Raw genomic sequence first — 8,272 nt, 5'->3', positions numbered from 1 at the left:
GTCATGAGAAAGCCCATATAAATGGGTAATGTACAAGTTGCTGTAGAAGCATGTTTAATTCGTCTGATCACAGATACTTTATAAAGTATTTTAATACTTTTTTGAATCCGTCAATGCGTAAGTCCTAGCTATGATGTTATTTATAATTATTTGAGTACTGAATTTAGGTCATTTATTCATAATAACGATACCCATGGTGCGAATGACACAATCTTTGCGGGAAGTGGTAATGACTTAATAGCAGCGGGTGCTGGTAATGATCAAATTCATGCTGGTGCAGGAAATGATTTAATTTCGAGTGGATTAGGTGTCGACACTGTCATTTACGAGGTATTGGATGATACAGATGCGACAGCAGGTCATGATGCTGATATTTGGATAGACTTTAATTTAGGTCATCAAAATGAAGGTACTTCTCTAGCAGATTTTGATGTCATTAAGTTTGGGGAAAAATTCTTCGATGGCTTATTTGATGTAAATCAAACTGATATTGAAAAATTTATACAAATTGAAGCAGATGAAAATAATCATGTGGTTCTAAAAGTTGACCGTGATGGTGACGGTGAGAAGTTCACATCGACCGCCTTGTTAGTACTTGAAAGTCAGCAGGGGCTAACATTGCAGCAACTGTTAGATCTGCATCAAATTATTATTGCTTAATTCTATATTTTTAAATCATAAAAAAAGCAGCCAATGGCTGCTTTTTTTGCTTAAGGCACTAGTATTTTCAGGTCGCGTAAAATACTACAGAGCTTAATCATTGGCATGCCCATAAGTGTTGTTTGGTCTTGACCGATCATTTCTTCAAAAAGACTGATACCTAAACTTTCACATTTGAAGCTACCTGCACAGTGTAAAGGCTGTTCAACTTCAACATAGCGTTCAATTTCCGCTAAGCCCAACTTACGAAATTTCACTTTGTAATGTTCAACCAAGGTGTGTTCAAACCCAGTCGATTGTTGCTGAACGCTAAGTGCAGTACTGAAATAAACGATTTTATCTGAGTTGGCTTGAAGCTGTTTGATGGCTTTTTCATTGCATAGCGGTTTACCAATAAAAATATCTGGTGCGCCTTCACGCCAAGCGACTTGGTCTGAACCAATCACGATAGCTTCTGGATTTTGTGCCGCGATAGCACGTGCTTTTTCAAAAGCCAATCGCTTTGCTAACTCGTCTGCGTGGTTTTCACCACGGGGACTTTCATCTATATCTGGTACGATTGAGTGATAATCAATCCGTAAACGGTCCATGAGGTCTTTACGGGTTTGGCTGCTAGAAGCCAATATGATTTTGGGAGTACTCATTACACTGCATATTCCATAAGTACATCAAGCGGAACATATGAAAGCGCCGCTTGGTGACACGCTTGTAATTTAACAGGTGGAGCAAAACCCTCTTGGTATGCTTCCACCCAGCGGGTCACACAGATACACCAAAAGTCACCAGGCTGTAAGCCTGGAAAACCGACTTCGGGTAAGGGTGTGATTAAATCGTTACCAACTTTTTGAGAAAAGTTTAAGAATTCAGATGTCATCTGTACACACATGGTGTGTTGACCTAAATCAGTCGTTGCTGTATGGCAAAAACCATTTCTAAAATAACCCGTGATTGGATCAAAACAACAACTGGCGAGCGGCTCGCCCAAAACATTTAAACGATTTATTTTAGGGTCTGGATGAATCGACATAAACGCTGAATCTTTATAAGGCTTTTGCCTATCATAACAAAACTTTTCGCCTGCATAGCTTTTCTGCAAAAGAAGCTAACGTTTTTTTGCATAATCATTTAAAATCGTGGCGTTTTGACATAAATAAAGAGAGCAATACATGAACTTTCAGCGTATGACTGACCTCGATTTGGCAGGTAAGCGTGTTTTGATCCGCGAAGATCTAAACGTACCGGTTAAAAATGGCGTGATTACAAGCGATGCGCGTTTACGTGCAGCATTGCCAACAATTAAAGCAGCGGTAGAAAAAGGCGCTGCGGTAATGGTGTATTCACACTTAGGTCGTCCTGTTGAAGGTGAACCTAAAGCTGAACAATCTCTAGCACCTGTTGCGGCTTACCTAACAGAAGCTTTGGGTCAAGAAGTTCAATTAATTACTGATTATTTAGATGGTGTTGAAGTCGCAGCTGGTCAAGTTGTATTACTTGAAAACTGCCGTTTCAACGTCGGTGAAAAGAAAAACAACCCTGAATTGGCTGCTAAATATGCTGCACTTTGTGACGTTTACGTTATGGATGCATTTGGTACGGCACACCGTGCAGAAGCATCTACTGAAGGTGTAGCACGTTGTGCAAAAGTTGCGGCTGCTGGCCCGTTACTTGCTGCTGAATTAGATGCTTTAGGTCGTGCGCTTAAAACACCTGAAACACCAATGGTTGCAATTGTTGCTGGTTCAAAAGTTTCAACTAAGTTAGATGTATTAACTTCACTTTCTGATATTTGTGATCAATTGATTGTTGGTGGTGGTATTGCGAATACCTTCTTAGCTGCTGCAGGCTTCAACGTAGGTAAATCATTGTGTGAAAATGATTTAATCGATACAGCAAAAGCAATTGCTGCAAAAGTTTCAGTGCCACTTCCAACTGACGTCGTGGTTGCAGATGCTTCAGAAATCAACTTTGATGATTTCTTGGGTTCATTAGCAGCAGCCAAAGCAACTGTGAAAAAAGTTGAAGACGTTGCTGATAACGACATGATTTTAGATGTCGGCCCAGAAACTGCAAAAGCATTTGCTGAAATCTTAAAAACGTCTAAAACTATTCTTTGGAATGGCCCAGTAGGTGTGTTTGAAGTTGATCAATTTGGTGAAGGTACAAAAACTTTGTCTTTAGCAATTGCTGAATCTGCTGGTTTCTCTATTGCAGGTGGCGGTGATACTTTAGCTGCAATCGATAAATATGAAGTTGCAGACAAAATTGGTTACATCTCTACAGGTGGTGGTGCATTCCTTGAATTTGTTGAAGGTAAAACACTTCCTGCAGTTGCTGCATTGCTTGATCGCGCATAATTTAAAATTTTCAATAAGATAGTGTATTCATTGAAAAGGCTAACTTCGGTTAGCCTTTTTTTATGGCTATTCATTTGGGCGTCATCAAAGTGCAATATTTCTGCAATAAAATTCTTCACAATACTTAAGACGTTGCAGTAGGTAACACCAATGAAATTAAAATTAGCTTTAGCTGTTCTTATGATTGCACCATTAACACTTACAGCTTGTGCTAAAAAAGAACAAGCACCAGCAGCGGGCACAGAAGCTTCTGCTGTTGCAACTGATGATGTACAAACTACACCTGAGCAGCAAAAAGCCATTGATGCGCTTGATAAGCCTGTATTAGACGAGAAAAATCAAGATGTTCCTGCAGAAGTAGCGAATGCACCTGCGGATGAAGCGACTGCTGATGCTGAAACAGCGGGTTCTGAAGCTGCTGCACATTAAGAATGTAGTGTTTATTTAAAAAGTCCCTGCAAATGCAGGGTTTTTTTTTAAATAGTGTTATTTGTTGCTGAATTGAAATGATTGAACATGTAGAATATGCGGCATTACCTGGGAGGATATTATGGCTCTTATTTCATTGCGCCAGCTCTTGGATCACGCCGGCGAACATGCTTACGGCGTACCAGCATTCAACGTAAACAACTTAGAACAAATGCGTGCAATTATGCTTGCAGCAGATGCAACGAATTCACCTGTAATCGTACAAGCATCTGCGGGTGCGCGTAAATATGCAGGCGCTCCGTTCTTACGTCATTTGATTTTGGCAGCGATCGAAGAATGGCCACACATTCCAGTGGTTATGCACCAAGACCATGGTACAAGTCCTGACGTATGTCAACGTTCGATTCAACTTGGCTTTTCATCAGTAATGATGGATGGTTCACTTGGTGAAGATGGTAAAACTCCAACTTCATACGAATACAACGTAGACGTTACTCGTCGTACAGTTGCAATGGCACATGCATGTGGCGTTTCTGTAGAAGGCGAAATTGGTTGCTTAGGTAGCCTTGAAACAGGTATGGCGGGTGAAGAAGATGGCGTAGGCGCTGAAGGCGTTCTTGACCATTCTCAATTACTTACATCTGTTGAAGAAGCTCGTTCATTCGTATCAGATACGAATGTTGATGCGCTTGCTATTGCAGTAGGTACTTCACACGGTGCGTACAAATTTACACGTCCACCTACAGGTGACATTCTAGCAATTGACCGTATCAAAGAAATTCATGCTGCGTTACCAAATACGCATCTTGTTATGCACGGCTCAAGCTCTGTGCCACAAGAATGGTTAGCTGTAATCAATGAATATGGCGGTAACATTGGCGAAACTTACGGTGTTCCTGTAGAGCAACTTGTAGATGCAATCAAACACGGTGTTCGTAAAATTAACATCGATACTGATTTACGTCTTGCTTCTACTGGTGCAATGCGTCGTATGATGGCTGAAAAACCAGCTGAATTCGATCCACGTAAATTCTTTGCTGCGACTGTAGATGCAATGAAACAAATTTGTATTGACCGTTATGAAGCATTCGGTACAGCAGGTAATGCTGACAAGATTCGCCCAATTTCTTTAGAGAAAATGGTGAGTCACTATAAATAATCTTTCATAGATCGATTATTTTGTAAGAAAAGCCCACTTCATGTGGGCTTTTCTTTATCATAATAAAAAACTGTTTATTTACTTCACTTTAATAACAAGAGCATGCAATGGAATTAATTTTTGCTGCGGCAATATGCAGTGTCCTTGTTTCGATCGTACTGAAAGCATGTCGAGCGAAAGGTTTTAACCCTGTACAAATGATTACGTGGAATTATGCTTCGGCAAGTTTACTGTGCTTTTTATGGTTTAAGCCAGACTTAGCACACATCTCCATATATAAAACGCCATGGATTTTAATTGTCGCATTGGGTGTCCTATTACCGGCAATTTTTTACTGTCTTGCACGCTCTTTGCAAACAGCTGGTATTTTAAAGACTGAACTTGCACAGCGACTATCTGTGGTTTTATCGCTCTGTGCTGCTTATTTTGTTTTTAACGAATATTTTAATGCGATCAAGTTGGTTGGCATCGCATTAGGTGTATTGGCAGTACTGCTGATCTTATTTTCACAACGAAAAGGCAATGCCAATAATGATAATTCGGGGATTATTTTTTTATTAAGTGTATGGGCAGGCTATGCATTGATTGATGTATTGCTAAAATTCGCATCGGGTTTGGGCATGCAGTTTGCTGTAACACTCAATTTGGTCTTTATTTGTGCATTTATCCTGTCGTCGATTTATAACCTCGTCCAATATAGTAATTTAGGTCAAACTAAAAATATCATCGCAGGTTTGGGACTTGGGGTACTTAATTTTGCCAATATTGCACTTTATGTAAAAGCACATATGTTATTAAAAGAAACACCTGCAGTTGTTTTCGCAGGAATGAATATTTTGGTGGTGATTTTTGGTGTTGTTGCAGGACTGATCATCTTTAAAGAGCGCCTCAGAACTGCAACGGTATTTGGTTTGATTGCCGGTATTATGAGTGTCGTTTGCTTAGCATATGCCATGTCTCTTTAAGATAGCTTGACGCAAATATCATTGGATGATGGAACACATCTCCCATTTCTGCGACACCCATTAATAAGCCGGCTTTCTGACAATCAGGGCAAGTCGGGTAATGGTGATCTTCATATTGATAATGGTGAACATAGCAATGATTGCAGTGCGTGCACTCAAACTTCATGGGCATTTTAAGAAGATAGGACATGCTTCACCTCGCTGATATTGTTGTTTTGATAGATAGAACTCAGCAAAAAATAGACCAAGTCGCTGTAAAAATGGCCAAAATGGAGTTGCGATATTGTTTCAGAATATATGCAAAATAAAAAAAGCCCTCAGTTTAGAGGGCTTTGTTTTATTGGACTTATTTTATCGACTGAATTGTTGAAAGCGTTGTAGGGTATTTTCTAAATAGCATTTGCCAATTGCGACAGGGTGCTTCCAAAGGTCTTGTTTTTCAATTGTCCCTTGCAATTGACCTGGTTTCTGACAGGTAGGGCAGTTTGGATAGCTATGTAGCATGTCGCTAAAATAACGCTGTATATAAACTGTATTACATGAGGTGCAATTAAATTTCATCGGTAATTTTATTGAAGTCGGCATGTGGGAGAGACCTAAGTTTATTTTGTGCAAAATATACGCGATAAATGTTTAATTAATAAGTCCCGAAATGACAAAAAAGGGACTTTAAAGCCCCTTTCGTCGGTTTTATAGAAAGATTAGAGATGTGTGAAAATTTCTTCTGCTTTCAGGCGTGATTTTGGTAATTTTGCATTGAAGTCATTTTCGCTGCGATAACCTAAAGTCATAATCACCGATGGAATTAAGCCGTTTTCTGTCAAGCCTAACTCGTCGCTAATAATTGCTTCATCAAAACCACCAATTGGGGTTGCATCCACGCCTTCAATACCCGCAGCCAATAGCATTTGACCAAGTGCAATAAAGGTTTGATTTTCAGCCCAACGTTGAATATCACCTTTTTCATTGCGGTAATAGTCAACATACCCTGTACGACTATCTTTTTGACCTTGCTTGGCCTTGTCATCTTTAAAACGACCACTGAGGTCATCTTGGTTTAAAAGATTGTCTAAATGTTCAGAAGTAATATCCGCCTTAGTACAAAATAAAATCGTATGAGATGAGTCCAAAACTTTTGGTGCGTTATAGGCATATTTGCCAACAAGAGCTTGGGCAATGCGTTGTTTAGCAGCATCATTATCTGCAATAAAAAAGTGCCATGGTTGAATGTTAATTGATGATGGTGCTAAACGTAGTATTTGTAATAAACGCTCAAATTGTTCTTGTGGGATCTTTTTTTTAGGATCGTAAGCTTTTGTGGTGTAGCGTTGTTTTGATACGTTTAACAAATCCATCGTAATTCTCCAATTCGATATAACGTTATTTTAACGGATTTAAGCACTTGAGGTCTAAGCAGTTTATTTTCCAACAATAGATCTTAGTCGTATAAGCTGTGGGGAATAGAGCTAAATATAACAATTTATAGTGAAATATTACTGTATTAGAGTTATATAAAATCATGACATAGATAAATGCTATTGGTACTTTTTGCCAAAAGGCGTTTAATCAAGATGAGTGAATCATAGTTTTAGCATGAGTAAACAGCGATGGATTACACCAATCATTTTAAACAGAAGCTAAAAACCGAACAGCAGATTGGTTTGTGGGTGGGCCTAGCGGATGCCTATGGAACTGAGATTGCAGCCAATGCAGGTTATGACTGGTTGTTAATTGATGGAGAACATGCGCCTAGTGATTTGCGTACCACATTATCACAATTACAAAGTATTGCCGCTTATCCTTCACAAGCAGTCGTACGACCACCAATTGGTAGCGTGCAACTGATTAAACAATTATTAGATATTGGTGCACAGACCCTGTTAATACCAATGATTGAGACCGTTGAACAGGCTGAATTGATGGTAAAAGCAGTGCGTTATCCACCCGAGGGTATACGTGGTGTAGGAGCGGCACTTGCACGTGCGACACGTTGGAACAGCATCACAGACTACTATGCGACTGCACATGAAAATATTTGTCTATTGATTCAAATTGAGTCTGTAGAAGGGATAAAAAACCTAGACGAAATTTTAAAAATTGAAGGCATTGATGGTGTATTTATTGGTGCTGTAGATTTGTCTGCAACGATGGGTTATCAAGGTAATCCAAATCATCCTGAAGTACAAAAAACAGTCATTAATGCAATTCAACGTATTCGTGCCGCGGGGAAAGCAGCAGGGATATTATCAACCTTACACGAAGCAACTCAAAAGTACTTGGAGCTCGGAACAGAATTTGTAGCTGTGGGCGTTGATACCAGTGTGTTAATGAGCTCGCTAAAAGAATTGCTATCTAAATACAAAGCAGATGCGCCTATTGTAAAATCTGAAGGTGGTTATTAAATTTCTAAAATTTAAGTACCTGTATATATGAAAAAGCGGCTGATGAAGTCGCTTTTTCTTTACTATAATTTTTGGTAGTGTTTAAAAGAGCAACAGCTAATTTAAGCTGTAATCTATATTAAAAAGACTTTTTTAGCAGATACAGCCTATATAAATTTGCTTTTTCATTGCAAATGAGGGCAGAGTAAAACTTGAAGTGCGACATAAACCACCTAATTAATTTAAAGGGTTTATGGAGTATATAAAATTGTCATACCATCATCTTAACTTTGAAGATCGTACTGCATTAATGCTTGAGTCAAG

The 8,272-nt window shown here is 39.1% G+C and carries 10 protein-coding genes; 6 read left to right on the top strand and 4 right to left on the bottom strand.

Annotation, left to right across the window (positions count from 1 at the left end):
• The first annotated feature begins 150 nt into the window (after positions 1-150).
• Positions 151-660, top strand: coding sequence for a hypothetical protein (locus FTT84_RS15840; protein WP_180081803.1), 510 nt, complete (start codon positions 151-153; stop codon positions 658-660).
• Between the two features lie 50 nt (positions 661-710).
• Here FTT84_RS15840 and FTT84_RS15835 read toward each other — a convergent pair whose 3' ends face one another.
• Positions 711-1,304 carry a nucleoside triphosphate pyrophosphatase gene (locus FTT84_RS15835; protein WP_180081801.1) on the bottom strand — a complete coding sequence of 198 codons (594 nt, stop codon included), beginning with the start codon at positions 1,302-1,304 and terminating at the stop codon, positions 711-713.
• The gene (locus FTT84_RS15830) at positions 1,304-1,687 is read right to left on the bottom strand and encodes a DUF2237 family protein (RefSeq protein ID WP_067762544.1); all 384 of its coding nucleotides are present in this window, start codon (positions 1,685-1,687) and stop codon (positions 1,304-1,306) included. The genes FTT84_RS15835 and FTT84_RS15830 overlap by 1 nt, the downstream gene beginning before the upstream one ends.
• Positions 1,688-1,826: 139 nt before the next feature.
• Between FTT84_RS15830 and FTT84_RS15825 the strand changes: the two genes are divergently transcribed.
• The 4 genes from FTT84_RS15825 to FTT84_RS15810 all read left to right on the top strand — a co-directional run bounded on the left by FTT84_RS15825 (position 1,827) and on the right by FTT84_RS15810 (position 5,567).
• The gene (locus FTT84_RS15825) at positions 1,827-3,014 is read left to right on the top strand and encodes a phosphoglycerate kinase (RefSeq protein ID WP_067762545.1); all 1,188 of its coding nucleotides are present in this window, start codon (positions 1,827-1,829) and stop codon (positions 3,012-3,014) included.
• Between the two features lie 150 nt (positions 3,015-3,164).
• Positions 3,165-3,443, top strand: coding sequence for a hypothetical protein (locus FTT84_RS15820; protein WP_180081799.1), 279 nt, complete (start codon positions 3,165-3,167; stop codon positions 3,441-3,443).
• 121 nt (positions 3,444-3,564) lie between these two features.
• On the top strand, positions 3,565-4,602 hold the full coding sequence (gene fba / locus FTT84_RS15815) for a class II fructose-bisphosphate aldolase (protein ID WP_180056827.1): 1,038 nt from the start codon (positions 3,565-3,567) through the stop codon (positions 4,600-4,602).
• Between the two features lie 107 nt (positions 4,603-4,709).
• Positions 4,710-5,567: a DMT family transporter gene (locus FTT84_RS15810; protein WP_067762548.1), complete on the top strand. Its 858-nt coding sequence runs from the start codon at positions 4,710-4,712 to the stop codon at positions 5,565-5,567.
• Positions 5,568-5,918: 351 nt separating this feature from the next.
• On the opposite strand, the gene FTT84_RS15805 is transcribed toward FTT84_RS15810, so the two are convergent.
• Both FTT84_RS15805 and nfsB read right to left on the bottom strand, forming a co-directional pair.
• On the bottom strand, positions 5,919-6,152 hold the full coding sequence (locus FTT84_RS15805; protein WP_067762549.1) for a hypothetical protein: 234 nt from the start codon (positions 6,150-6,152) through the stop codon (positions 5,919-5,921).
• 116 nt (positions 6,153-6,268) lie between these two features.
• On the bottom strand, positions 6,269-6,922 hold the full coding sequence (nfsB, locus tag FTT84_RS15800) for an oxygen-insensitive NAD(P)H nitroreductase (RefSeq protein WP_067762550.1): 654 nt from the start codon (positions 6,920-6,922) through the stop codon (positions 6,269-6,271).
• A 252-nt stretch (positions 6,923-7,174) separates the two neighbouring features.
• Between nfsB and hpaI the strand changes: the two genes are divergently transcribed.
• Complete coding sequence (gene hpaI, locus FTT84_RS15795) at positions 7,175-7,969, top strand: 4-hydroxy-2-oxoheptanedioate aldolase (protein ID WP_180081797.1); 795 nt, start codon at positions 7,175-7,177, stop codon at positions 7,967-7,969.
• Positions 7,970-8,272: the final 303 nt, after the last annotated feature.

Origin of the sequence: Acinetobacter sp. YH01019 (assembly GCF_013420285.1) — a bacterium.
In the GTDB taxonomy this organism is placed as follows: Bacteria; Pseudomonadota; Gammaproteobacteria; order Pseudomonadales; family Moraxellaceae; genus Acinetobacter; species Acinetobacter gandensis.
The sequence above is the reverse complement of the archived record's forward strand: the minus strand, read 5'-3'. Positions and strand labels throughout refer to the sequence as shown.

Excerpts from the sequence above, each read along its gene's own strand:
- FTT84_RS15810 (WP_067762548.1), top strand. The coding sequence starts at position 4,710 with ATGGAATTAATTTTTGCTGCGGCAATATGCAGTGTCCTTGTTTCGATC.
- FTT84_RS15820 (WP_180081799.1), top strand. The coding sequence starts at position 3,165 with ATGAAATTAAAATTAGCTTTAGCTGTTCTTATGATTGCACCATTAACA.
- FTT84_RS15825 (WP_067762545.1), top strand. The coding sequence starts at position 1,827 with ATGAACTTTCAGCGTATGACTGACCTCGATTTGGCAGGTAAGCGTGTT.
- nfsB (WP_067762550.1), bottom strand. The coding sequence starts at position 6,922 with ATGGATTTGTTAAACGTATCAAAACAACGCTACACCACAAAAGCTTAC.
- FTT84_RS15830 (WP_067762544.1), bottom strand. The coding sequence starts at position 1,687 with ATGTCGATTCATCCAGACCCTAAAATAAATCGTTTAAATGTTTTGGGC.
- FTT84_RS15835 (WP_180081801.1), bottom strand. The coding sequence starts at position 1,304 with ATGAGTACTCCCAAAATCATATTGGCTTCTAGCAGCCAAACCCGTAAA.
- fba (WP_180056827.1), top strand. The coding sequence starts at position 3,565 with ATGGCTCTTATTTCATTGCGCCAGCTCTTGGATCACGCCGGCGAACAT.
- hpaI (WP_180081797.1), top strand. The coding sequence starts at position 7,175 with ATGGATTACACCAATCATTTTAAACAGAAGCTAAAAACCGAACAGCAG.
- FTT84_RS15805 (WP_067762549.1), bottom strand. The coding sequence starts at position 6,152 with ATGCCGACTTCAATAAAATTACCGATGAAATTTAATTGCACCTCATGT.